Annotated in this window: 16 protein-coding genes and 1 pseudogene (1 of these 17 cut by a window edge); 9 read left to right on the top strand and 8 right to left on the bottom strand. The window is 75.7% G+C overall.

Going from position 1 to position 25499, the window contains the following annotated elements; genetic code table 11:
* The first annotated feature begins 14 nt into the window (after positions 1-14).
* Positions 15-4658, top strand: a complete 4644-nt coding sequence (locus ACGH2B_RS26220) for a hypothetical protein (RefSeq protein ID WP_399094770.1) — start codon at positions 15-17, stop codon at positions 4656-4658.
* A gap of 177 nt (positions 4659-4835) precedes the next feature.
* On the opposite strand, the gene ACGH2B_RS26225 is transcribed toward ACGH2B_RS26220, so the two are convergent.
* On the bottom strand, positions 4836-5921 hold the full coding sequence (locus ACGH2B_RS26225; protein ID WP_399094773.1) for an S-(hydroxymethyl)mycothiol dehydrogenase: 1086 nt from the start codon (positions 5919-5921) through the stop codon (positions 4836-4838).
* 1102 nt (positions 5922-7023) lie between these two features.
* Entirely contained in the window at positions 7024-7830 is an 807-nt protein-coding gene (locus tag ACGH2B_RS26230; protein ID WP_399094775.1) for an IclR family transcriptional regulator, read from the bottom strand.
* Positions 7831-8045: 215 nt separating this feature from the next.
* On the opposite strand from ACGH2B_RS26230, the pseudogene ACGH2B_RS26235 reads away from it, so the two are divergent.
* Positions 8046-8377: pseudogene (locus ACGH2B_RS26235) on the top strand (bifunctional 3-phenylpropionate/cinnamic acid dioxygenase ferredoxin subunit).
* 34 nt (positions 8378-8411) lie between these two features.
* On the opposite strand, the gene ACGH2B_RS26240 reads toward ACGH2B_RS26235, so the two are convergent.
* Positions 8412-8879 carry a hypothetical protein gene (locus ACGH2B_RS26240; protein WP_399097346.1) on the bottom strand — a complete coding sequence of 156 codons (468 nt, stop codon included), beginning with the start codon at positions 8877-8879 and terminating at the stop codon, positions 8412-8414.
* A gap of 264 nt (positions 8880-9143) precedes the next feature.
* Between ACGH2B_RS26240 and ACGH2B_RS26245 the strand changes: the two genes are divergently transcribed.
* The 5 genes from ACGH2B_RS26245 (at position 9144) to ACGH2B_RS26265 (ending at position 14542) form a co-directional block, all read left to right on the top strand.
* Positions 9144-11837, top strand: a complete 2694-nt coding sequence (locus ACGH2B_RS26245; protein ID WP_399094778.1) for a nitrate- and nitrite sensing domain-containing protein — start codon at positions 9144-9146, stop codon at positions 11835-11837.
* Positions 11834-12280 carry a roadblock/LC7 domain-containing protein gene (locus ACGH2B_RS26250; RefSeq protein ID WP_399094781.1) on the top strand — a complete coding sequence of 149 codons (447 nt, stop codon included), beginning with the start codon at positions 11834-11836 and terminating at the stop codon, positions 12278-12280. The genes ACGH2B_RS26245 and ACGH2B_RS26250 overlap by 4 nt, the downstream gene beginning before the upstream one ends.
* A 13-nt stretch (positions 12281-12293) precedes the next feature.
* A complete protein-coding gene (locus ACGH2B_RS26255) occupies positions 12294-12707 on the top strand; it encodes a DUF742 domain-containing protein (RefSeq protein WP_399094784.1) in 414 nt (137 codons plus the stop codon).
* 124 nt (positions 12708-12831) lie between these two features.
* Entirely contained in the window at positions 12832-13698 is an 867-nt protein-coding gene (locus tag ACGH2B_RS26260) for an alpha/beta fold hydrolase (protein WP_399094787.1), read from the top strand.
* 232 nt (positions 13699-13930) lie between these two features.
* A complete protein-coding gene (locus ACGH2B_RS26265; protein ID WP_399094790.1) occupies positions 13931-14542 on the top strand; it encodes a GTP-binding protein in 612 nt (203 codons plus the stop codon).
* 29 nt (positions 14543-14571) lie between these two features.
* Here ACGH2B_RS26265 and ACGH2B_RS26270 read toward each other — a convergent pair whose 3' ends face one another.
* From ACGH2B_RS26270 to ACGH2B_RS26285, 4 genes are all read right to left on the bottom strand, one after another.
* Positions 14572-16227 carry an EAL domain-containing protein gene (locus ACGH2B_RS26270; protein WP_399094793.1) on the bottom strand — a complete coding sequence of 552 codons (1656 nt, stop codon included), beginning with the start codon at positions 16225-16227 and terminating at the stop codon, positions 14572-14574.
* Between the two features lie 101 nt (positions 16228-16328).
* Positions 16329-16730, bottom strand: coding sequence for an Mpo1-like protein (locus tag ACGH2B_RS26275; RefSeq protein WP_399094796.1), 402 nt, complete (start codon positions 16728-16730; stop codon positions 16329-16331).
* 61 nt (positions 16731-16791) lie between these two features.
* Positions 16792-17658 carry a M15 family metallopeptidase gene (locus tag ACGH2B_RS26280; RefSeq protein ID WP_399094799.1) on the bottom strand — a complete coding sequence of 289 codons (867 nt, stop codon included), beginning with the start codon at positions 17656-17658 and terminating at the stop codon, positions 16792-16794.
* Positions 17659-18041: 383 nt separating this feature from the next.
* Positions 18042-20450, bottom strand: coding sequence for a glycoside hydrolase family 31 protein (locus tag ACGH2B_RS26285; protein WP_399094802.1), 2409 nt, complete (start codon positions 20448-20450; stop codon positions 18042-18044).
* A 275-nt stretch (positions 20451-20725) separates the two neighbouring features.
* Here ACGH2B_RS26285 and ACGH2B_RS26290 point away from each other — a divergent pair, with 275 nt between their 5' ends.
* Positions 20726-22756 carry an acetoacetate--CoA ligase gene (locus tag ACGH2B_RS26290; protein ID WP_399094805.1) on the top strand — a complete coding sequence of 677 codons (2031 nt, stop codon included), beginning with the start codon at positions 20726-20728 and terminating at the stop codon, positions 22754-22756.
* A gap of 111 nt (positions 22757-22867) precedes the next feature.
* A complete protein-coding gene (locus tag ACGH2B_RS26295; protein ID WP_399094808.1) occupies positions 22868-23785 on the top strand; it encodes a hypothetical protein in 918 nt (305 codons plus the stop codon).
* Positions 23786-23881: 96 nt separating this feature from the next.
* On the opposite strand, the gene ptsP is transcribed toward ACGH2B_RS26295, so the two are convergent.
* A protein-coding gene (gene ptsP / locus ACGH2B_RS26300; protein ID WP_399094811.1) for a phosphoenolpyruvate--protein phosphotransferase crosses the window boundary here: on the bottom strand, positions 23882-25499 show its 3' portion. It continues 53 nt past the right edge of the window; only the last 1618 of its 1671 coding nucleotides appear in the window; the start codon falls outside the window, past its right edge — the gene reads right to left on this strand; the stop codon is at positions 23882-23884.

A 25499-nucleotide genomic window follows, 5' to 3' on the forward strand; every position in this document is an offset into this window, starting at 1 on the left:
AACGAAAGTCCGCCATGTACGAGCTGTCCCGGGTCCGCCTCTACTCCATCGGACCGGCCGGCGCACGCTACGCCGACACCGTGCTGGACCTGCGCGGCGTCGGCGCCCCCGTACCGCAGCCCGCGCCGACCCAGGCGGACTTCTTCGAGGACGAACCGACCGGCCCGCCGCGCCGCCCGGCCCCCGCGGGCGTTCTCTTCCTGGAGAACGGCGGCGGCAAGTCCGTCCTGCTCAAGCTGATCTTCTCGGTGATGCTGCCGGGCCACCGCAACACCCTCGGCGGCGCCAGCTCCGGCGTGCTGCGCAAGTTCCTGCTCGCCGACGACTGCGGCCACGTCGCCCTGGAGTGGCAGCACACCGTCACCGGCGAGTCCGTCGTCGTCGGCAAGGTCAGCGAATGGCGCGGCCGCCAGGTCTCCAACGACCCGCGGAAGTTCGCCGAGGCGTGGTACAGCTTCCGTCCCGGTCCCGGGATGAGCCTGGACGCGCTGCCCGTCGCCGAGGCCACCGTCGTCCGGCCGCGTACCGAGGACGGCGACGGCGCCTCCGGCGCCCGCGGCCGCCGCCGCACCATGAAGGGCTTCCGCGACGTCCTCACCGAGGCGGGCAAGAACTACCCGGGCCTCGACGTCGTCTGGGAGGAGATCCACGAACGCTGGAACGAACACCTCGGCGACCTCGGCCTGGACCCCGAACTCTTCCGCTACCAGCGCGAGATGAACGCCGACGAGGGCGAGGCCGCCGGCCTCTTCGCGGTGAAGAACGACTCCGACTTCACCGACCTGCTGCTGCGCGCCGTCACCGACACCCGCGACACCGACGGCCTCGCCGACCTCGTCCACGGCTTCGCCCACAAGCTCGGCCGCCGCGCCGAGCTGACCGCCGAGCGCGAGTTCACCGCCGGCTCCCTCGACCTGCTCACCACCATCGCCGAGGCCGCCGAACGCCGCGAGCAGGCCCGCCAGGTGCACACCGGCGCCGAACGCCGTACCCGCGCCCTCGCCCGGCAACTGCACGCCCGCGCCGCCGAGGAGCACGGCCGCGCCGCCGAACTGGCCGAACAGGTCGCCGCCGCGGCCCACCGCACCACCGACGCCGAACGCACCCGCGACCGCCGCGCCCTGGTCTCCGCCGAACTCGCCTACCGCCACGCCTCGTTGGCGCTGGCCGCCGCCGAGAAGGGCGCCGCCGCCCAGCGCCGCGAACTGAACGACGCCCGTACGCTCCACAGCGCCTGGCAGGCCGCCGAGACGGTGCTCCGCCACCGCGCCGCCGCCGACCGCTCCGCCCGCGTCGCCGCCGCCATCCGCGAGGCCGAACGCGACGCCGCCCCGGCCCTGGCCGCCCGCGCCACCGCCGCCGCCGACCTCGTCCGCGCCCTGCACACCGCCGCCGAGGCGGGCGAACGCCTCGCGGCCGAGGAGGAGGAGCGCTCCGCCGCCCTCCAGGAGGCCGGGGAGAGCGCCCACCGCGACGCCACCGCCGCCGCCACCCACGCCCAGCGCGCCCGCAGCGAGGCCGACCACCTCGGGCAGCGGCTCGCCGAGGTCGCCGAGGAGACCGCCGAGGCGGTCCGCGCCGGCTGGCTCGACGACACCGCCCCGGACGCCGACCCGGCCCGCGCGGCCCTCGCCGCCGCCGACGCCGAGAAGGACGCCGTCGCCGCCTGGGACACCGCCCGCGAGGCCGCCCGCACCGCCACCGACCACGCCCGCCGCGCCACCACCCGGCACACCACCGCCGAACTCGCCGCCGCCCGCGCCCAGGACGCCGCCACCGCCGCGGCCCGCGCCTGGGAGGCGGAGCGTGCCACCGCCACCGCCCTCGGCGCCGAACAGCGCCTCGCCGACCTCCTCGGCCTGCCGCAGACCGGCCTCGCGGACACCCCGGCCGACGGCGCTGCGCCCGACGGCGCCCCGTCCGGCCCGCTCACCGCCGAGGAGCTGGACCGCAACGCCGACGCCCTGCGCGAGCTGCTGGAGGACGGCGTCGCCTCCGCCGAGCGCCACCTCTTCGACCTGCGCACCGCCGCCGCCGACGACGCCCGCATCCTCGGCGCCCTCGGCGACGGCGGTCTGCTGCCCCCGGGCCCCGACGTCCTGGCCGCCGTCGAATACCTCGGCGAACACGGTGTCCCCGCCCTGCCCGGCTGGCGCTATCTGGCCCAGTCCGTCGACCCCGCCGACCACGCCCGGGTGCTCGCCGCCCGGCCCGAGCTGGTCGACGGCGTGATCATCACCGATCCGGACACCCACGCGCGGGCCCGGGAGATCCTCGCCGCCGCCGCGCTGCTGCCCCGCTCCGCCGTCGCCGTCGGTACCTCCGAAGCCCTCCTCGCGCCCGCCCCCGAGTCCTCCGCCGCCGACTCCGGTGTCTTCCTCGTCCCGCCGAACCCGGCGATGCACGACGAGTCCGCCGCCGACGAGGAGCGCCGCGCCCTGCGCGCCCGCGCCGTCGGACGCGACGACGAGATCCGCGCCCTCGCCGCCCGCCTCGCCGCCGACCGTGCCCTCGCCGCCCGCCTCACCTCCTGGCGCGCCGGCTGCCCGGCCGGTCACCTCGCCGAGCTGGCCGAGAACGCCGAGCGGACCCGTACGGCGGCGGCGGAGGCGGCCGCCGAGCTGACCGAGGCCCGCGCCGCCCGCACCGAGGCCGATGAGGCCGCCGCCGAGGCGAGCGCCGTCCGCGACGAGCGGCAGGACGCCGCCCAGCGCGCCCGCCGCTCCGCCGACCTCCTCGCGGGCCTCGCCCACCGGCTGCGCGAGCGCGCCGGCTGGCAGTCCCGGATGCGGGAACTCGCCGACGAGGCCGCCGAGTTCGAGGCCCGCGCCGAGGAGTGCGTGGACCGCGCCCGCGCCGCCGACGAGGACCGCAGGGCCGCCCAGCGCGCCGCCGACGACGCCCACCGCACCGCCCGCGCGCTGCGCGCCGAACGCGCCGAGATCGCCGGTGTCCCCGACGACCTCGGCCCCGCCGCGGAGGGTGCCCCCACCTCCCTGCCCGCACTGCGCGAGGCGTACCGCGCCGCCTCCCAGCTCTACGAGAAGGTCGGCGTCGGCGCCGACCTCCGCGCCGAACAGGCCCGCGCCGAGGGCGACGAATCCGCCGCCCTCGCCGAGCTGAACCGCCTGACCAACAAGGTCCGCACCCGCGCCGAGGCGCTGCTGGAGAGCCCGGACGCCGCCGACGGCCCGTCCCGGCAGGCCGCCGCCGGCCGCGCCGAGGCGCTGGTGGCGATGTTGGAGACGCGCGCCTCGACCGCCAGCGAACAACTGGGCCGGCTGCGCGGTGAGGCCGAACGGCTGGCGCCCGCCGAGGGCACGGCCCACACCGACCTCCCCGAGGAGCAGGTGCCCGCCGACGCGGAGCGCGCCAAGGAACTGCTGCGCACCGCCGCCGGCGAACTGGCCACCGCCACCGAGGCCCTGGAGTCCGCCCGCGCCCACCACGACGAACTGCTGCGCGGCCACCGCGCCGCCGAGGAGGCGGCCGGCGGTTTCGAGGAGACCGCGGCGCTCCTGCGCGATCTGCTGCGCGAGGCCCAGCCCGCCGACGACCCCGCGGAGGAGCCCGCCCGGCCGTACGCCGGACGGCTGGAGGAGGGCCGCCGCGCCGCGGCCGAGTCCCGCCGCTCGCTGCGCGGCTGCGCCCAGGACCTCTCCGCCGCCGACGCCGCCGTCCGCGACGCGAGCGACGTCCTCGTCCGGCACGCCAACGCCACCCGCTTCGAGCAGGTCCGCACCCCGGCGCGGCAGCAGATCCGGGAGCTGCCCGCGGCGGCGCTGCCGGAGCACGCCGCGAAGTGGGCGGAGGCGTTCGCGCCCCGGCTGCGGGTCCTCACCGACGAGCTGGACCAACTGGAGCGCAACCGCGACTCCATCGTGGACCGGCTGCGCGGTCTGGTGGAGTCCTCGCTGACCACGCTCCGCTCCGCCCAGCGCCTGTCCCGGCTGCCGGAGGGGCTGGGGGAGTGGTCGGGCCAGGAGTTCCTGCGCATCCGCTTCGACGACCCGGACCAGGCCACCCTCACCGAGCGGCTGGGCGAGGTCATCGACGAGGCGACCCGCGCCGCCGTCCGCAAGAACAGCGACCTGCGGCGCGACGGGATGTCCCTGCTGCTGCGCGGGGTGGCCGCCGCACTGGCGCCGCGCGGCGTGGCCGTGGAGATCCTCAAGCCGGACGCGGTGCTGCGCGCCGAGCGGGTGCCGGTCGGGCAGATGGGCGACGTCTTCTCCGGCGGCCAGCTACTGACCGCCGCCATCGCGCTGTACTGCACGATGGCCGCGCTGCGCAGCAACGACCGCGGCCGCGACAAGCAGCGCCACGCGGGCACGCTCTTCCTGGACAACCCCATCGGCCGCGCCAACGCCACGTATCTGCTGGAGCTCCAGCGGGCCGTCGCGGACGCGCTCGGCGTCCAGCTCCTCTACACCACCGGCCTCTTCGACACCACCGCGCTGGCGGAGTTCCCGCTGGTCATCAGGTTGCGCAACGACGCGGACCTGCGGGCGGGCCTGAAGTACATCAGCGTCGAGGAGCACCTGCGCCCCGGCCTGCCGCAGCCCGACCCGTCCGGCGAGGCGGTGCACGGCCAGATCACCGCGACCCGGATGTACAAGCGCCCGGAGGAGTCCCCGGAGCCGGCCCCGGGCGGCTGACCCGACGGGCGGGAGGCCCGGCACCTCCCGCCCGGCCCGATCGCCTTCTCCCGCAAGGCCGTTCAGCCGCGCGCCCGGCCCCGTACGACCGGGCCGCCCGCATCCGTACGGACCCGGACACCTCGCACGGCACCACGGCCCCTCACCGCACCACGAGCCCTCACCGCTCCCGACCGGTCACAGCACCACGACCGACCGCAGCACCTCGCCGCGCCGCATCGTGGCGAAGGCGGGCTCGACGCCGCTGAGGCCGATGGTCTCGGTGACGAAGCGGTCCAGGTCGAGTTTGCCGCTGAGGTGGAGGTCGATCAGGACGGGGAAGTCGCGGCTGGGCAGGCAGTCGCCGTACCACGACGCCTTGAGGGCGCCGCCGCGCGCGAAGAGGTCGGCCAGCGGCAGTTCGACGCGCATGTCCGGCTCCGGTACGCCGACCTGGACCAGCGTCCCGGCCAGATCGCGCATGTAGAACGCCTGCCGGTAGGTCTCCGGACGGCCGACCGCGTCGATGACGACATCCGCGCCGAACCCGGCGGTGAGCGCGCGGACCGCCTCGACGGGGTCGGTGCCACGGGAGTTGACGGTGTCGGTGGCGCCGAAGCGTTCGGCGGCGTCCAGTTTCCGGTCGTCGATGTCGACGGCGATGACGCGGCGCGCCCCGGCCCGGGAGGCACCGGCGATGGCGGCGTTGCCGACGCCGCCGCAGCCGATGACCGCGACGGTGTCGCCGCTGCCGACGCCGCCGGTGTGCACGGCGGCGCCGTACCCGGCCATCACCCCGCAGCCGATCAGGCCCGCCGCCTCCGGTGTCGCCGCCGGATCGACCTTCACCGCCTGACCTGCGGCGACCAGGGTCTTCTCGGCGAACGCCCCGATGCCGAGGGCCGGGGTGAGCACAGTGCCGTCGCGCAGCGTCATCGGCTGGGCGGCGTTGCGGGAGTCGAAGCAGTACCACGGGCGGCCACGGCGGCAGGAGCGGCACCGGCCGCAGGGCGCCCGCCAGGCGAGGACGACGAAGTCGCCGGGGACGAGATCGGCGACGTCCGGTCCGGCCGCCTCGACGATCCCGGCCGCCTCGTGGCCGAGCAGATAGGGGAAGGCGCCGCCGGCGGTGCCCTCGCGGTGGTGCAGGTCGGTGTGGCAGACCCCACACGCCTGGACGGAGATCAGGACCTCGCCGGGGCCGGGATCGGGCACCAGGATCGGCAGCACCTCGACGGGTGCGCCCGGGGCGACGGCGACGGCGGCGCGGACTTCGTGCGGCATGTCTCACTCCTAAACAGCGCCTGCCGGCGCGGGCAGGGCGGGTGCACGAGAGAGTCGGCACGGATGCCTGGGAGGGTGGTGCGCTGCGCAGGCGTGGGGGAGTGCGGGGACCGGCGGACCGCCCCCGCCCCGATGTTGCCCATCGCGCGTCGAGTTGCGCGATAGGAGACATGCTGGAAGTCCGCCCCCGATCCGTCAAGAGCCGTCTTGCGCCACCCGGAAGAGGCCGGCCGCCCGGCCCGCTCCGGCCCGCGCCCCCGGCTTCGCCCGGCCTTCCGGCGCCGCCTCGATCCGCCCCACGCGATGACCTTCGCCGGGCTGTGCGACGGAACCGGGGACCGGACCGGCGCCCCACGTCGCCCCGGCCCGCACCCCCGGCCCTCCCGGCTTTCCGACGCTGCCCCGGCCCGCACCCCCGGCCCTCCCGGCTTTCCGACGCTGCCCCGGCCCGCACCCCTGGCCCTCCCGGCTTTCCGACGTTGCCCCGGCCCGCACCCCTGGCCCTCCCGGCTTTCCGACGTTGCCCCGGCCCGGCCCCGCGCGTCACCGCTCCGGCCCGGCGCCCTGCGCTTCGCCGGGCTGTTCGACGGTGCCGGTGCCGGTGCCGCGTCGCGGCCGACCCGGCTCTCCCGCGTCCCGCCGGTTCCGGCCCCGCGCCGCCCGGTCGGCCCGGCTTTCCGACGGCGCCCGGTTCCGGCCCCGCGCCCGCGGACCGCCGCCCCGGACCGGCGCCATGCGCTTCGCCGGGCGGTTCGACGGTGCCAGTGCCGCGTCCCGCAGCCGACCCGGCTCTCCCGCGTCCCCCCGGCCCGCCCCCGAGCCGCCCGGACAGCCCGGTCTTCCGACAGCGCCCGGTTCCGGCCCCCCGCGGACCACCGCCCCAGACCGGCCCCGCGCTCGCGGTCCCGGACCGCCGCCCCGCTCCCGGACCGCCGCCCCCGCCTTCGACGCCACCCCGGACCGGGCAGGCCCCCGCCGCGCCTCGGTGACCGTGCCCGCCCAGGCCGTACGGCCTTACGCCCCGCGCGCTCCCGCCGGGCGCGCTCGCCACGGAACCGTTCCCGGGCGAAGGGCTACCGCGCCCTCCGACCCTGATGCGCCGTCAGCCCGTGTGCCCCATCCGCCGCGAGAGGTCCGCCGCCGCCTCGACCACGCGCTCGGCCAGCTCCGGCAGGAGGGCGCGGCGCATCCGGTACGCCGGTCCGGAGACGCCGATCGCGCCGATCACCGCGCCGTCGTGCGCCCGTACCGGCGCCGCCACCGCGTTCAGCCCGATCTCCAACTCCTCGGTGGAGCAGGCGAATCCGTCCTCGAACGCACCGGTGAGCTGCGCGCGCAGCGCGGCGGCGGAGGTCAGCGTGTGCTCCGTGAACCGGGCCAGTTTCCGTCCCGCCAGCCGTTCCCGGCGCTCGCGCGGCAGATGGGCCAGCAGCACCTTGCCGCTCGCGGTGGCGTGCAGCGGGGTACGGCGGCCCAGCCAGTTGTACGCGGTGACCGCGGCGGCGCCCCGCGCCTGCATGATGTTGACCGCCGCGTCACCGTCCAGCACCGCGATGTTGGCGGTCTCCCCGGTACCGTTCGCCAGCGCCCGGCACACCGGCTGCCCCTCCTGCGAGATGTCCAGCCGGATGGCGGCGGCGCCCGCCAGCCGCAGCACCCCCGCGCCGAGGAAGTACTTGCCGCGCTCCTTCTCCTGCTCGACCAGCCCGCGGTTCTCCAGTACGCCCAGGATCCGGAACGCGGTGGACTTGTGGACGCCCAACTCCTCGGACAGCTCGGTCACTCCGGCCTCGCCGAGGCGGGCGAGCAGCTCCAGCACGCTCACCGCGCGGTCCACGGACTGGACCGAACCCGCCCCGCCGCGCCGCTCGTCGGGCCGCTCCGCTGCGGTATCGCTCGTGTTCGACATGGGACTTCCTGTCACCGCCCGTTGGCCCCTGAAGGGCGCGTCGGAGGGAGCCCGTGGGGCGCGTGAGGGGCCCGGGATCCCTGGCGAGCCGGGGGCCGGGAGAAACGGCCCGAAGACCTTGACGGCCCGCCCCACGGCCTGGATTCTGTTGCGCATCGTGCTCCACGATGCGTTATTCACAACGCCATGATACCGATCAGCGCGAGGGGGACCAGATGATTCCCGTCTGCCGCACCGACGATCTTCCCGAGGGCGAAGCCGTCCGGATCACCGTCGGCGACCACGCACCCGCCATCGCCGTCTTCCACGCCGAGGACGGCGCCTTCTACGCCGTCGACGACCTCTGCAGCCACCAGGCGCCTCACTCTCCGAGGGGTACGTCGAGGGCTGCCTCGTCGAATGCCCGCTGCACGCCGCCCTGTTCGACCTGCGTACCGGCGCCGCGACCTGCCTGCCGGCCCGCCGCCCGGTCCGCACCCACGAGGTCGCCGTCATCGACGGTGTCCTCCACGTACGCCCCGCCGTGCCCGACGGCGCCGTCGCCTGAACCGGCGGAAGGGGCGGCGGCCCGGCACCGCCCGTCAGCGGACGGCGTCCCCGGACCGCCGCTCCTCCCGCCGCGCCCGCCGCCGCTCCCGCCGCAACTGCCGCGCCGTACTGCTGGGCCGGGACTGCACGCCGTACCGCTGCGTCCAGACCTGACGGGTCACCCAGACGTCGAGCACCGCCCAGGTCGCCACCACCGTGCTGGCTATCGAGCAGATCACCGCAGGGAACGCCAGCCACGTCCCGGCCAGCGTCCCCAGGAACGCGATCATGGCCTGGATCAGGGTGAGCGCCACGATGATCACCGCCCGCACCGCCGCCGTCCGTACCGGATCGGCCATCCGCCGCCGGGCCGCGGGCTCTTCCTGCCACAACGGGCGCCTGCCGGTGTCCCTCAACGCCTCACCCTCCCCGTACGGACCGCCGCCCCGGACTCCGCCCGGCGCGCGGGGCGCCCGCCGGTGACGGCCGCGTGCCGCCCGGACGCCCGGCGCCGCCGCCATCGTCACCCACGCCGCCACGCGAGAGTGACCCGGGGTGGGGCAATTCCGGCCACGGCGCGGGGCGGTGGCCGTGGGTACCGGGCGGCACACGGGTGCTCCGCGGGCGCCTTGTCCGGGAATCGACGGACAAGACCGGGCGATCCCCGCCCGGACTTTCCTCCCAGGTCCGGCCGGGTCTTCGGGTTGGCCGCCGTGCAGTAGTAGGCTCGCGCCGTTTGCTGACGGAACACCACCCCCGGCCGCCGGGGCTGACTGGGGGAGGCCATGCGCTTTCGCGGGAAGTCGATCCGCCGGAAGATCGTGGCGTTGCTGCTCGTACCGATGGTGTCCCTGACAGCCATGTGGGCGTTCGCGACGTACGTCACCGGGCGCGAGGCGGACCAGTTGCTCACCGTGGGACGGGTGATCCGGAGCCTCGGCCGCCCCACCAAGAACCTCGTCGAGGATCTTCAGCGGGAGCGGCGGCAGAGCCTGATGTACCTCGCCGACCGGCGGCAGGCCGACGCCCTGCCCCAACTCCAGCAGCAGACACGGGCCACCGACGAATCCCTCGCCCGGCTCCGCGCCCAGGCCGAGGCGCCCGCCGTCCGCGACGATCTCCGCCGCGCCACCGCCACCGCCCTGCGGGACGCGGTCGGGGCACTCTCCCCGCTCGCCTCCCTGCGCCACCAGGTCGAGGACAACACCACCTCGCGCGACGAGGCGTTCGAGGCGTACGCCTCGATGATCGACGCGCAGTACGACCTGATCGTCGCGTTGCGCGTGCTGGACGACGTCGATCTGGAGAAGCAGGGCCGCGCGCTGGTCACCCTCGACCGCGCCCGGGAGGCGTTCGCCCGCGAGGACGCGCTGCTGTCCGCCGCGCTCGCCTCCGGCCGGATGACCAAGATCGACCTGCGGACCGTCTCCGACGAGATCGCCGAACGCCGCGTCCTGATGCGCACCGGCCTGCCCCTCATGCCGCCCCGCGAACGCGCCGCCTACGAGGACTACTGGCACTCCGCCAAGACCCGCGAACTGGAGACGGCGGAGGACGCCGTGGTGGCCGCGGGCGCGGACGCCGCCCCCGAGGCCGTCAACGCCGAACGCTGGGACGTCCTCGCCTCCACCGTCCTCGACGACCTCCAGCGCATGGGCCAGGAGTCCGGGGAGCACTACCGCGAGCGGGTCCGGCCGGTCGCCCTGGCCGTCGTCGCCAAGGCGGCCATCGCCGGCGTCCTCGGCTTCGTCGCCCTGCTGGTCTCCCTGATCGTCTCCGCCCGCATCGGCCGCCGGCACGTCAAGGACCTCACCGAACTGCGCCGGACCGCCCACGAGGTGTCCGGTGTCCGGCTGCCCGCCGTGATGCGGCGCCTCGCCGCGGGCGAGCGGGTCGACATCGAGGCGGAGGTCCCCCGGCGCGAGTTCGGCCCGGACGAGACCGGCCAGGTCGGCCAGGCGCTCCACACCCTCCAGCGGGCCGCCGTCGAAGCCGCGGTGAAACAGGCCGACATGCGCCGCGGCGTCTCCGAGGTCTTCGTCAACCTCGCCCGCCGCAGCCAGGTGCTGCTCCACCGTCAGCTCACCCTGCTGGACGCCATGGAGCGCCGCACCGAGAACACCGACGAACTCGCCGACCTCTTCCGCCTCGACCACCTCACCACCCGCATGCGCCGCCACGCCGAGGGCCTGGTGATCCTCTCCGGCGCGGCCCCCTCCCGGCAGTGGCGCAACCCCATCCGGCTGATGGACGTGGTCCGCGCCGCCGTCGCCGAGGTCGAGGACTACGAGCGCATCGAGGTACGCCGGCTGCCCCGGCTCGCCGTCGAGGGCCCCGCCGTCTCCGACCTCACCCACCTCATCGCCGAACTCCTGGAGAACGCCACGGTGTTCTCCCCGCCGCACACCGCCGTCCAGGTCGTCGGCGAACGCGTCGCCAACGGCTTCACCCTGGAGATCCACGACCGCGGCCTCGGCATGCCCCCCGACCAGCTCCTCGAAGCCAACCTCCGGCTCGCCGAGACCGCCGAGTTCGAGCTGTCCGACACCGACCGGCTGGGCCTGTTCGTCGTCAGCCGCCTCGCCCAGCGCCAGGGCGTCCGCGTCTCCCTCCAGCCCTCGCCGTACGGCGGCACCACCGCGGTGGTCCTCCTGCCCGGCGCGCTGCTGACCGAGGCCGAGGAGGGCGAGGACACCGGCAGCATCCTCCTGGAGAAGGGCCCCGTCCTGCCCCGGCTGGAGCCGGTCACCGGCGAGCCGTCCGCCCTGGCCGAGGCCCGCGCCCACGGCCCCCGCGCCGTGGCGGACGGACGGCCGGAAACCGCCGACGCCCCGCATCCGCTCGACGACGAGGACGGCGTCTTCCGCGCCCGCACCCGCGGCCGCCGCACCGCGCCCACCGGCCCGACCCCGTCGCCCGCCCTGGTCCCGCGGCCCCGGCTGGCCCCCGCCGAGCACCAGGCCCCCGACGACGGCCCGGCCCCGCTCCCGCGCCGCCGCCCGCGCCCGCCGGTGCTCGTCTCCGACCACGGCCGCACCGTCGACGACGGCGAGCCGCGCGCCCACGCGGGCGGCCCCGGCGACCCCGGCCCGGAGCCGTCCGGCCACCCCCGCCCCGCCGACGGGGATCCCCCGGCACCGCCCGGCGGCGACGGCCCGGCGGACCGCCCCGCGGCCCCCGGGAACACCGTCGGCGGACTGCCCCGCCGGGTACGGCAGGCCAGCCTCGCCCCGCAGTTGCGGGGCGACCCGGACCGCCGCGCCGGTGACGGACCGCCGGCCGCGGCCGACGACGACCGCGACGCCGAGGAGGTCCGCAGCCGGATGGCCGCGCTCCAGAGCGGCTGGCGGCGCGGCCGCCGCGACACCGGCGAGGACCACGAGCCCGACGACCCCGCGTCCCGGGACACCACCGGCCGCGACGGGGACGACGGGGACACAACAGCATCCAGAACCACACCGGGAGGGGACGGTCCATGACCGCACCGCAGGCAGCAGCCACCACCGCACCGCTCACGCCGCAGGGCTCGGGCGAGCTGAACTGGCTCCTCGACGAACTCGTCGAGCGGGTCGGCAGCATCCGCAAGGCCCTCATCCTCTCCAGCGACGGCCTCGCCACCGGCGCCTCCAAGGACCTCACCCGCGAGGACGGTGAACACCTCGCCGCCGTCGCCTCCGGCTTCCACAGCCTGGCCAAGGGCGTCGGCCGCCACTTCGACGCGGGCCGGGTCCGCCAGACCCTCGTCGAACTGGACGACGCCTTCCTCTTCGTCAGCGCGGCGGGCGACGGCAGTTGCCTCGCCGTCCTCGCCGACGCCGAGTCCGACGTCGGCCTGATCGCCTACGAGATGACGCTCCTCGTCAAGCGGGTGGGAACGCACCTGGCCACCGCCGCGCGCGATGGTGCGCCCACCGGCAGGTGACAGCGGTGAGGACATGACCGGACAGTCCGACCCGGCCGCCCGCCACGGCGAAGCGGCACGCTGGTACGACGACGAGGCGGGCCCCGTCGTCCGCCCGTACGCGATGACGCGCGGGCGCACCCGCACGGAGTCCGAGGACCGCCTCGACCTGATCGCCCTGGTGATCGCGGAGAGCCGGTACGACGCGCCGGACGGCGATCACACGCTGACGCCCGAGCAGCTCGACATCGTCGAATGGTGCCGCGCGACGCCGCAGTCGGTCGCCGAGCTCGCCGCCGACCTCGATCTTCCGGTCGGCGTGGTGCGGGTGCTCATCGGTGATCTGCTGGACGCCGGGCTGGTCCACCTCACCCGCCCGGTGCCGCCCGCCGAACTCCCCGACGAACAGGTGCTGCGCGAGGTGATAGACGGGCTGCGCGCCCTGTGAACGGCCGTGTGACGGACGGCCCGGGCCCGGCCGCGGCCCGGAGCCGTCCCGTCGGAGACCCCTTGTTACCGTCCTCCTGACGTGCCATCACCCCGGTCGGGGTCCTACGAAGAAGAGAGCCGACATGACCGCGGACACCTCGCCGTACCCTCTTGAGCGCCTGGAGATCCAGGTCGGCCCGCACACCCACGGCGCGCTCGCCGCCGGTCCGGCCGACGGCGAACTGGTGCTGCTGCTGCACGGCTGGCCCCAGTTCGCCGACTCCTGGTCCGAGGTGCTGCCCGGCCTCGCCGCCGCCGGCTACCGCGCCCTCGCCGTCGACCAGCGCGGCTACGCCCCCGGTGCCCGCCCCGAAGGCGTCGCCGCCTACGCCGTCACCGAACTCGTCGCCGACGCCCTGGCGTTCGCCGACTCCCAGGGCGCCGACCGTTTCCACCTCGTCGGCCACGACTGGGGCGGACTGCTCGCCTGGGTGCTGGCCGGCGCCCACCCCGACCGCCTCCGCTCGGTGACCTCGCTGGCCACCCCGCACCCCGGCGCGCTGCGGCGCGCGGTGACCGAGGACCCCGACCAGCAGAGCCGCTCCGAGTACGTCGCGCTCTTCCGCACCCCCGGCACCGCCGAGGAGAGCCTGCTCGCCGACGGCGCCTCCCTGATGCGGCAGGCGTTCGGCGGCCACGTGCCGGACGCCCTCGTCGAGGCCAACATCGCCCGCCTCCGCGAACCGGGCGCGCTGACCGCCTCCCTCAACTGGTACCGCGAGCCCGCGGAGACCTTCGCGCTGCCCGCCGCCCGGATCACCGTGCCCACCCTCTACGTCTGGGGCACCGAGGACATCGCCCTCGGCCGCCGGGCCACCGAGCTGACCGCCGAGTGGGTGGACGGGCCCTACCACTTCGAGGCGCTGGACGGCGCCAGCCACTGGCTGCCCGAGGAACTGCCCGGGAAGGTCACCGCGCTCCTCGTCGAGCACCTGGGCCGCCACTCCTGACCCTCCGGGCGGCGGACACCGGTTTCCGGCCGTCCGCCGCCCGGCGCGGGGCACGCCTTTCGGGACACTTACGGACGTCCGGCCCGCACGGGCGAACCGCACCGGCCGCACAAGTGGGCGTGGCCGGGCGGACGTTGTACCGTTCCTCACCACCGCAGGCCGCGCACCGGCCCCCACGGCCGGGAGCTGTGGGTCTCAGCGGCATCATCGGCACATTCGGGAGAAGCAACCCATGGTCCTCGGGCGTTCTGAGCGTCGCCGCCGGTCGTCAGCCGTCGATCCGACGACCCTGAAGATCCTCGTCGCGGGCGGATTCGGCGTCGGCAAGACCACGCTGGTCGGCGCGGTCAGCGAGATCAAACCGCTGCGCACCGAGGAACGGCTCACGGAGGCGGGCCGCCCGGTCGACGACCTCGACGGCGTGGAGTCCAAGACCACCACCACCGTCGCCATGGACTTCGGCCGTATCACCGTCAACGACGCCCTGGTCCTGTACCTGTTCGGCACGCCGGGCCAGGACCGCTTCTGGTTCCTCTGGGACGAGCTGGCGCTCGGCGCGCTCGGCGCGGTGGTCCTCGCCGACACCCGGCGGCTCGCCGACTCCTTCGCCGCCATCGACTACTTCGAGCGCCGCGGACTGCCGTTCACCGTCGCCGTCAACTGCTTCGACGACGCGGAGCAGCACCCGCCGCACACCATCCGCGAGGCGCTGGACCTCGATGACGAGGTGCCGGTCCTGCTCTGCGACGCGCGGAGCAAGGAATCCGTCCGGGACGTGCTGATCACCGTCGTCCGGCACGCCATGCGGACCGGCGCCCAGCAGCGCGAGCCCGCCCTGTCCTGAGGGGCGCCGTCCGCCCGGGCGGCCCGGACTCAGTCGCCCGGGCGCGCCGCGGGGACGCCGCGCCGCGTCTCGGTGTGTTCGGTGTCCGGGCGGCCCACCACCCAGCTCGCGCCGGTCAGCGCCTTCGCCGCCTTCTTCAGCGGGGCCAGCGCCGCCGCGGCCTGACCGTGGCCGGTGACGCTGCCCGGCGGGCACACCACCGTCGCCAGCGACAGCGTCACCGGCGCACCCCCCGCCGACCAGCCGACGTCGAGCAGCGCGGCGGCGAACGGCTCCAGGCCGCCCGGCTCTGCCAGCACCAGGAAGTCGTCGCCGCCGATATGCCCCACCCGCGCGTCCGGCTCCCGCCCGGCGACCTCGGCCAGCGCCCGGCCCACCGACCGGATCAGCTCATCGCCCGCGGCGAACCCGGCACCGTCGTTGACCTGCTTGAAACCGTCCACGTCCAGCCAGCTCAGCGCGAACGGCCGGCCCTCCGCGATCCGCCGGTCCACCTCGCAGTTGACGGCGTCGGAGCCCGGCAGCCGGGTCAGCGGATTGAGCCGCGCCGCCTCCTCCACCCGGCTCTCGGCCAGCGCCCGGAGGATGTCGGCCAGATGCACCACCCCGACACACCGGCCGTGCCCGTCAACCACCGCCACATCGTCCCCGGTCCGCGACCGGTCGCCGTCCGTGATCACGTTCAGCACCTCCCAGGCGGTCGCGTCCGCCCGGACCGTACGGGGCCGGTCGGCCAGCCGCAGCGCCGGGCGGTCCGCGTAGAGCGCGTGGCCGTACCGTCCCGACAGCGACAGCAGGAACCGGTCCCGGTCGACGGCCCGCACCGGCACCCCGCCGGCGTCCACCAGGAGGATGCCGGAGACGTCGGGGAAGGCGGTGAGGTGGTCGCGGACCGCGCCCGCCGACGCGGAGACCGGCAACAGCGCCGCCGGTTGCAGGAACTGCGCGATCGGCGGGCCCGTCCGGGCGTCGTGCGGCGGCACCGGGGCGGGCGCGGACGGCGGCAGGTACACCTCGGCGGCCGGGCGGCGGGCCGGCGGTGCGAAGAGGTGGCCCTGCGCGAGCTGCACCCCGGCCTCGCGCACCGCCGCGTACTGCCGCTCCGTCTCCACCCCTTCGATCGCCAGCAACCCGCCGAGCTGCGCGCACAGTTGCCGCATCGCCGCCACCGCGGCCCGCGCGCCGGGTGCGGACACCAGCTCCGCGCAGAGCGGCACATCGAGCTTGACGAGATCGGGGGCGAGCGCGCCCAGCAGCCGCAGCGGCGGATCGCCGTCCCCCACACCGTCGACGCAGATCCGGTACCCCTCCTCCCGCAGCCGCGCCACCCCGTCGCCCAGCGCCGGATGCGGCAGTCCGGAGAACGGGCCGCCGATGTCGAGCGTGATCTCCCACGGCCGGCGGCCCGTGTCGTGCACCGCTTTGCTCAGCGGGGTCAGCCCCGCCGCCGCGGCGACCGTCGTCGCGTACACGTTGAGGTGCAGCGGCAGCGGTACCTCCTGCCGGGCCGCGGCGCGGACGGCGAGCGCGGCGAGTTCGGCGTCCAGCTCGGGGGAGCGGCGCGCGGCGGCCAGCACGTCACCGCTTTCGGGGCGGGCGAGTATCTCCAGCGCGACGACCGTGCCGGTCGCCAGGTTCACGACGGGTTGGTACGCGAATCGGAGCTGGTCCGTCCAGGCAGGCACGGCAGCAGCATGCCGCCCCCGGGGCACCGACCGGGCCCGGTTCACGCGCTGTTCACGCAGGATTCCGGAGGGTGGGGAAGACGTGACCGTGCGGCCAGGGGTCAGCGGCCGTGTGCGGCGAGCCAGCCGGCGGCGATCCGGCCCAGCTCCGCGTCCCGCCCGGCGAGCATCATCCGGATCATCTGCGCGTCGCCCCGCAGCGACCACGCCGGATGCCCGAACGTGGCCGGATTGTTCCGCTCGATGAGGAAGTGCGCGGGCCAGGCGGTGCCGTAGCCGATGACCGGCAGCCCGAGCAGCAGCCGGGGCCGGCGCCGCACCGCCCCGTAGGCGGTGACCGCGAGCCCGGTGAGCGTCCCCGCGAGATGCACCCACCGGGTCACGGCCTTCGCGTGCATCGCGACGTAGTACGGCCAGAACTCCTCGTACGACGCGAACGTCCGCGCCGGGCCGGAGAGTCCGCCCCGGGCCGGTACGGCGTCGCGCTCCGTCGTGTCCGTCATGCCCGCACGGTAGCCGCGGGGCCGGAGCGGTGTCAGTACCCGCCCCGGGCGGCCCGGCGGCTCAGCGCCGTCCGGTGACCGAACGCCACGCCACCGGGAAGTCGAAGTAGGTGTCCGGGAACGTCTCCGGGGTGAGCGTGTAGTGCCACCACTCGGCGGCGTAATTGGTGAAACCGGCCCGCTCCATGCCCCGCTTCAGCAGCAGCCGGTTCGCCCGCTGCTCCCCCTTGATCCGCGGATCGAGGGTGTGCGCGAGCGTGTCGAAGCAGTCGAAGCCGGTGCCCATGTCCAGGGAGTTGTCGGGGAACCGCGCCTCCTGGGGCCCGTAGCACGGCGACAGCGGCTCACCGGGTACGTACGGCCGGGTGGGGAGTGCGGGCAGCTTCACCAGCGTCAGGTCGACGGTGCTGCCCCGGCTGTGCCCCGACTTCTCGGCGATGTACCCGTCCCGGAAGAGCGTCGACTTGTCGATACGGGGGTAGAACTCGCCCTTCATCCGCTGGTCGCCGAGGTCCTTCGCCCAGGTCATGAAGTGGTTCACGGCCCGCTGCGGCCGGTAGCAGTCGTACACCTTCAGCGAGTAGCCGCGCCGCAGGAACGCCCGCTGCGCCCGGTGCAGCCCCCGCGCGGTGTCCCGGGTGACCAGACACGTCGGCGCGCGGTATCCGGTGACCCGCACCCCCATGAAGTCGTGGGGTGTGAAGTACCGCATCTCCTGCATGATCGTCGGGTCCACCGCCCGCAGCGCGACGAACTCCTCAGGGGCGCGCGGCTCCCCGCCCCGCGCCCCGCCCGCCACCGGGGAGGCCACCGCCCCGCCCGGAACCACGGCCGCCACCGCTGCGGCGGCCAGCCCCACGGCGAGCCCCCGGACCAGCGGCCTCAACCGCCGCCCGGCCCCGGAACCCCGCCCGACGCGTCGGGTCACTCCGGACACCTCTGCCTCACGTACCTCATGTGTCTTCCGCATGGAGACCGTCTACCAGCACGGGGACGGGGAGGGAAGCCTTGGCGGGGAACGCCGGGGGAGGACGGAAGCGGGGGAGGAGGGCCCGTCGGCCCGGGGGCGCTGTTCTTGTTCAGGGGTGCGGCTCACCTGCCGGGAATCGCGGGGGAGTCGGGCGCCCGGCAAGCCGGAGTCCGGTATCGGAGCCCGGTGCCGGAGTGCCCGGGGGCCGGGGGCCCGGAGTCCGGCTTCGGGAGTCCGGGGAGGCCAGGACTGCGCGAGTGCCCGGGCGCCTCACGGCCGCACCCGCCTTGCCCGTGTGGGCCGCGAGGCACCTGCCCCGCCCCGCCCCCACGGGCCCGCCCTCACCCCTCCGCCGCCCCCGCCCCGCGTACCCGTACGCGGTACCCCACCGGGCCGCCGTCCTGACGCTCCACCACCACCCGGCCCCGCTCCAGCCAGGAGACGAACCGGGCCGCCTCCGGCCGCTCACCGTCGGTGTCCGGCACGACCAGCCCGCCGCCGCCGCGCCCGGCGACCGGCGCCCAGACCTCCAGCTCCGTGGTGCCGTCCGCGCCCGCCACCGGCAGCACCGCCCCGGCCCGCGCCAGCACCGGTATTCGCGACAGCGGCGCCGCGAGACGCACCGGGCCGGGCCCGTCGTACGCCCGCCCCGACGCCGTGTCGTACCACCGCCCGCGCGGCAGCCGCACCACCCGCGCCCGCACCCCCGGCTCCAGCACCGGCGCCACCAGCAGCGCGTCCCCCAGCAGAAATGCGTCCTCGCAGTCCCGCAGCGCCCGGTCGTGCGGCGTCCGCCACCACACCGGCCGCACACAGGGCGCGCCGGTCAGCCGCGCCAACTGCCCCAGGGTCGCGAGGTACGGCACCAGCCGCTCCCGCTCCGCCAGCGCCGCCCGCGCATGCGCCAGCACCTCCGCCCCGAAGCCCCACGGCTCCGCGTCGCTCCGGGTGCGGAACAGCGGCAGATACGCCGCCAGTTGACACCACCGCAGATACAGCTCCGCGCCCGCCGCGCCCCGGCCGCCCACCTCCGGACCGCTGTGGGGCACCCCGCACAGCCCGAGGCCCAGCACCAGCGCCAGCGACGCCCGCAGCCCCGGCCAGTCGGCCGCCGCGTCCGCCGACCACACCCCGCCGTACCGCTGGAGCCCCGCCCATCCCGTACGGGAGAAGGCGAACGGCCGCTCCCCGGGGCCGTTTGGCACACCCTCGTACCCGGCGCGCGCCATCTGGAGCGCGTACACGTTGTGCGCCTCCCGGTGATCCCCGCCGCGCCCCTCCAGCGCATGGCGCGCCGACCGCTCCAGCGCCACCTCCCCGAACGCCGCGAACGGCACCGGAGCCGCCAGCTCGTGCCCCGCCCCGGCGAAACCCTGCGCCCACCGCTCCGCCGACCGCCCGCCCCACCAGGCACGCGTCGCCGGATCCGTGAAATCCGGGAACACCGCCTCACCCGGCCCCGCCACCCCGCGCACCTCCCGGCCCCGCGCATCGCGCACGAACGCCCCGGTGGCCACCCCCTCGTCGTACTCCCGCGCCCCCGCGCGCACCGGGACCGCCGGCCCCTCGACCGCCACGGCCCGCACCCCGTCGGCCCGCAACTCCCGGGTCAGATCGGGAAGTTCCGCACCGTCGGGCCGCTCACCCGCACGCTCCCGGCGCCGCGCCCCGGGCCCCAGCTCCAGATGGACGGCGGCCAGCGGCAGACCGTGCTCCCGGTGGGCGGCCACCGCCCGCCGCACCTGAGGGGCGCCGCCCCGCAGCGCGTGCTGCGGGCCCAGCGCCCAGCGCGGCGGCGGCAACGCCGCACCGGTCAGCGACGCCCAGCCCATCAGCACCCGGGCCGGCGTGCCCACCAATACCCAGTACCGCAGCGGCCCGCCGTCCATCCGCAGCGCGCACGCCCCCCGGCGGTCGTGCCCCGACCCCGCGCCCTCCCGGCCCTCCCGCAACGTCACCCGGCCGTCCCAGGAGTTGTCGTGGAACACCAGATGCGTCCCGGCGTCCGCCACCACCAACTGCACCGGCATCGCGAGGCGGTCCTCCCCGGCGCCGCCCGGCCCACCGGGCGCGGCGTTCCACAGCCGGTAGACGCCGTCCCGCAGCCGCGGCCCGGCGGCCCGTCCCCCCAGCCCGAAGAACCGCGCGTCCGCCGCCACCTCCGACCGCTGCACCCACCGCGAACGACCACCCGCCCCGGGGCCGTCACCCCCGTCACCCCCGGGGCCCGCCGGGTCCGTACCCGCCCCGCCGCCGTCCGCACCGTTCGTGCCCGGTGCCGTACCGGTGTCCGTACGGTCCCACCACCGCGGCGGCAGCTCCCGCCGCAGCAGCACCCCGCCCGGCGTCCGCACCTCCACCGCGCCGTGCCGCGACACCACCACCGTCACCCGCTCCGACACCACCCGCCAGCCGCCCTCGGTGTCCGGCTCCAGTGCCGCCCGCGCATCCGCCTGCGGGCACCCGGCCAGCGCGTACGACGGCTCCGGCGCCGCCCCGTCCCAGCCGCAGAACACCGCACCGCCCGCCGCCACCCGCACCCGCAGCGACGACCGGGCGAACCGGATCACGCCACCGCCCGGCTGCGGTTCGGCCCCCTCGGCCTCCCCGGGGACCCGCGCCCGCTCCCGCCCGCCCCGGGGCAGCGCCGCCGCGTCCGCCCTCCGCCGCCGCCACGCGGCCCGTACCGACCGCAGCCCCTGCGCCGCACCGACGGTCCGCACCGACCGCACCAGATCACGCCCGTTCATGCTGCTCAGACTGTCATTCCCGGAGATCACCCCGAGGGGCGTTCAACTTCCGTTCACCTGAGCGTCCACCGGGCGCCGTCCGACGGCCGAACCCCCCACACCCCAGGGCCGCCACCCGCCCCACCGGCCCGCCCGGCACCCCGGACGACCACCGCCCCACCGGGCGACCCTGGTGCACAGGACGATCACATGGCATCGTCCAGGAGGGCCGCCACCCCCGCACCCGCGCCGGGCGCGGCCGACGCCCACCACGCGTACCGTCCGGGAGCCTCGACATGACCACCGCACCGCCCCCCGCCCAGCAGCCGACGCCCCTCTGGCAGCCCGGCCCGGACCGCATCGACGGCGCGCAGATCACCCGCTTCCAGACCTGGGCCGCCACCCACCACGGCGCGCCCGCCGCCACCCCCGGCGACCCGCAGCGCAGCTACGCCGACCTGCACCGCTGGTCCACCGAGGACCTCCCCGCCTTCTGGCAGGCGGTCGCGGAGTGGTTCGACGTCCGCTTCACCGCCCCGTACGACACCGTGCTCGCCGACCGCGCCATGCCCGGGGCCCGCTGGTTCCCCGGCGCCACCCTCAACTACGCCGAGCACGCCCTGCGCACCGCCGACGACCCGGACCGCGCCGACACCCCCGCCCTGCTCTGCACCGACGAGCGCCAGGAGATCGCCCCCGTCAGTTGGGCCGACCTCCGCGACCAGGTCGCCTCGCTCGCCGCCGCCCTGCGTGACCTCGGCGTCCGCCCCGGCGACCGGATCAGCGGCTACCTCCCCAACATCCCGCAGGCCGCCGCGGCCCTCCTCGCCACCGCCGCCGTCGGCGCCGTCTGGACCTCCTGCGCCCCCGACTTCGGCGCCCGCAGCGTCCTCGACCGCTTCCAGCAGGTCGAGCCCGTCGTCCTGTTCACCGTCGACGGCTACCGCTACGGCGGCAAGGAGCACGACCGCCGCGCCACCGTCGCCGAACTCCGCGCCGAACTCCCCACCCTCCGCGCCGTCGTCCACATCCCGCTGCTCGGCACCGAAGCGCCCGAGGGAGCCCTGAACTGGTCGGACCTGACCACGAACGGTGCCGAACCGGTCTACGAACAGGTCCCGTTCGACCATCCGCTCTGGGTCCTGTACTCCTCCGGCACCACCGGCCTGCCCAAGGCCATCGTCCAGTCCCAGGGCGGCATCCTCCTCGAACACCTCAAGCAGATCGGCCTCCACTGCGACCTCGGCCCCGGTGACCGCTTCTTCTGGTACACCTCCACCGGCTGGATGATGTGGAACTTCCTCGTCGGCGGCCTGCTGACCGGCACCACGATCGTCCTGTACGACGGCAGCCCCGGCCACCCCGACGTCGCCGCCCAGTGGCGCATCGCCGAAGCCACCCGCGCCACCCTCTTCGGCACCTCCGCCGCCTACGTCATGGCCTGCCGCAAAGCCGGTATCCACCCCGCCCGCGACCTCGACCTCTCCTCGATCGGCTGCGTCGCCACCACCGGCTCCCCACTGCCCCCCGACGGCTTCCGCTGGCTCCACGACACCTTCCGGGAGGGCGGCGGCGACCTCTGGATCGCCTCCGTCAGCGGCGGCACCGACGTCTGCAGTTGCTTCGCGGGCGCCGTCCCCACCCTCCCCGTCCACATCGGTGAACTCCAGGCCCCCAGCCTCGGCACCGACCTCCAGGCATGGGATCCCCAGGGCCACCCGGTCACCGACGAGGTCGGCGAACTCGTCGTCACCAACCCGATGCCCTCCATGCCGGTCCGCTTCTGGAACGACCCCGACGGCAGCCGCTACCACGACAGCTACTTCGACACCTACCCCGGCGTCTGGCGCCACGGCGACTGGATCACCCGCACCGCCCGGGGCGGCGTCATCATCCACGGCCGCTCCGACTCCACCCTCAACCGCCAGGGCGTCCGCATGGGCTCCGCCGACATCTACGAAGCCGTCGAACGCCTCCCCGAGATCCGCGAATCCCTCGTCATCGGCCTCGAACTCCCCGACGGCGGCTACTGGATGCCCCTCTTCGTCCACCTCGCCCCGGGCGCCGTCCTCGACGACGCCCTCCGCGACCGCGTCAAGCGGACCCTGCGCACCGAACTCTCCCCGCGCCACGTCCCCGACGACATCATCGAGGCCCCCGGCATCCCCCACACCCTCACCGGCAAGCGCATCGAGGTCCCCGTCAAACGCCTCCTCCAGGGCACCCCCCTCGACAAGGCCGTCAACCCCGGCTCCGTCGACGACGTCACCCTCCTCACCTTCTACGAACGCATCGCCGCCGACCGCCGCGCCGATCGCGGAAAGTGACCGGAGGGCCCGAGCCACCGCCGTTGTCAGACCCCCCGATTACTCTCAGTGACGAATGAAGTCCGCGGCGGTACCTCACCGCCGCGGACGTCCGACTCACCAGGGGGAGCCATGACATCCGCGTCCCGTACCACCCGCCGCGCCCGGGAACAGCTTCGCCGCGAAATCCCCGGCACCGCCGCCGTGCTCGCCGACCCCGACGCCTTCGCCGCCATGCGCGGCTACCGCACCTTCCCGTTCGACGACCACACCCGCTACCTCCGCCACCTGGAGGACCACCTGCGCACCCGGACCGCCCAGGGCGTGCGCACCACCCTCACCCTCTTCGACCCCGCCGGCTACGCCGAGTACTGCCAGGAGCTCGGCATCGACCCGGACAGCACGGACAGCCGCGCCCGCTACACCGCCGAACTCGCCTGCACCGCCGCCACGGTCCCGTACGCCGGCGAGCCGCTGGCCCAACTCCTGCCGCTGCTGGCCGAGGAGACCGGCCGACGGACCATCTGGGACCTGGCCGCCACCCGGCTCACCCAGGCAGGCACCTGCCGGGAGTGCGGCGAAGACCTCTCCCACGCCGCCTTCGTCCTCGCCACCCAGGCACTGAAGGAACTCCTCGACGGTCTCGGCGACGGCACCCACCACCTGGTCTGCAGCATCCCCGCCGGCCCTCCGCCCCTCCTGGCGGCCCTCCGCGTCACCTCACAGGAGGGCCGCCACCACCTCTCGGAATCCGAGTCCCTGACCTTCTGCACGGTTCTGGCCGCCGGCATCGCCCACCGCACCCCGGGCGGCATCGTCTCCCGCAGCACCCGCCCGCAACCACGGCCGGACGACACCACCGGGACCGCACACGACACCGTCCGCGGCTGGACCCTGCGCGACGGCTGGCCCGAACCGCTCACCGCCGCCCAGGTCTTCACCGCCTACTGCACCGACGCCGAGACCGGCGAGCCCATCCCGCCCGAGCACCAGGTCGATCACGCCGAGGGCTTCCCCCTCACCCGCCCACCGGCACCCCACGACTGCTGACCCACGGCGGCACACACCGATACGCCGGACGGCCGCCCCGCCACAGGGGCGGGACGGCCGTCCGGTACGGCACACGCGGCAGGGCGCCGCCGGGTATCACTCCCCGGAGAGCACCGCCTGCGCGGCGATCCGCGCCTCCTCGGCGGTGTCCGCCGCCCGCGCCGCGGCCGCCGCCCGCTCACACTGCGCCAGCGTGTGCTTGGCCAGCGTCGCCCGCACATACGGAAGGGAGGCCGCGCCCATCGACAGCGACGTCACCCCGAGCCCGGTCAGCACACAGGCCAGCAGCGGATCGGACGCCGCCTCACCGCACACCCCGCAGCTCTTGCCCTCCGCCTTCGCGGACTCCGCCGACAGCGCCACCAGATCCAGCAGCGCCGGCTGCCACGGGTCCTGCAACCGCGACACCGCACCGACCTGACGGTCCGCCGCGAAGGTGTACTGCGCCAGGTCGTTGGTCCCCAGCGAAAGGAACTCCACCTCCTGCAGAATCGACCGCGCCCGCAGCGCCGCCGACGGAATCTCCACCATCGCCCCGAACTTCGCCTGCAGCCCCGCCTCCCGGCACGCGTCCGCGAACGCCTTCGCGTCCGTACGGTCCGCCACCATCGGCGCCATGACCTCCAGGTAGACGGGCAGCCCCTCGGCCGCCTTCGCCAGCGCGGTCAACTGCGTCCGCAGCACCTCCGGGTGGTCGAGCAGGGTACGCAGCCCCCGCACGCCCAGCGCCGGGTTCGGCTCATCCGCCGGCGTCAGGAAGTCCAGCGGCTTGTCGGCGCCGGCATCCAGCACCCGCACCACGACCCGGCCCTCCGGAAACGCCTCCAGCACCGTCCGGTACGCCTCGACCTGCTTCTCCTCGGACGGCGCCTGCTCGCTGTCGTCCAGGAAGAGGAACTCCGTACGGAACAGCCCCACGCCCTCCGCACCGGCCTCCACCGCCGCCGGCACGTCCGCGGGCCCGCCGACGTTCGCCAGCAACGGCACCTTGTGACCGTCGGAGGTGGCACCGGGCCCGGTCGACGCGGCCAGCGCCGCCTTCCGCGCCGCGGCGTCCGTCTCCAGCTCCTCCCGCTTCGCGGCGCTCGGCTCGACGAAGATCTCGCCGGTGCTCCCGTCCACCGCGATGACGGTGCCCTCGGCCAGCTCACCCGCGCCCGGCAGCGCCACCACCGCGGGCACCCCGAGCGCCCGCGCCAGAATCGCGCTGTGGCTGGTGGGCCCGCCCTCCTCGGTCACGAACCCGAGCACCAGCGTCGGGTCGAGCAGCGCCGTGTCGGCCGGCGCCAGATCCCGCGCGATGAGGACGTACGGCTCGTCGCTGTCCGGCACCCCCGGCATCGGCACACCCAGCAGCCGCGCCACGATCCGGTTCCGCACATCGTCCAGGTCGGCGACCCGGCCCGCCAGGTACTCACCCGCACCCGCGAGCAGCGCCCGGTACGCCGCGAACGCGTCGTACACCCCACGCTCGGCGGTGCTCCCGACGGCGATCCGCCGCTCCACGTCGGCGATCAGCTCCGGGTCCTGGGCCATCATGGCCTGGGCTTCCAGCACGGCCTGCGCCTCACCGCCGGCCAGGTTGCCCCGCGCGATCAGATCGGCCGCGACCGCCTCCACCGCCTGGCGGGCCCGCCCCTGCTCACGCTCCGCCTCCTCGGCCGGAATCTGCTTGGCCGGCGGCTCCAGCACCGCCGTCCCCATGTGCCGCACC

Origin of the sequence: Streptomyces sp. BBFR2, assembly GCF_044497305.1 — a bacterium.
Classification (GTDB): domain Bacteria; phylum Actinomycetota; class Actinomycetes; order Streptomycetales; family Streptomycetaceae; genus Streptomyces.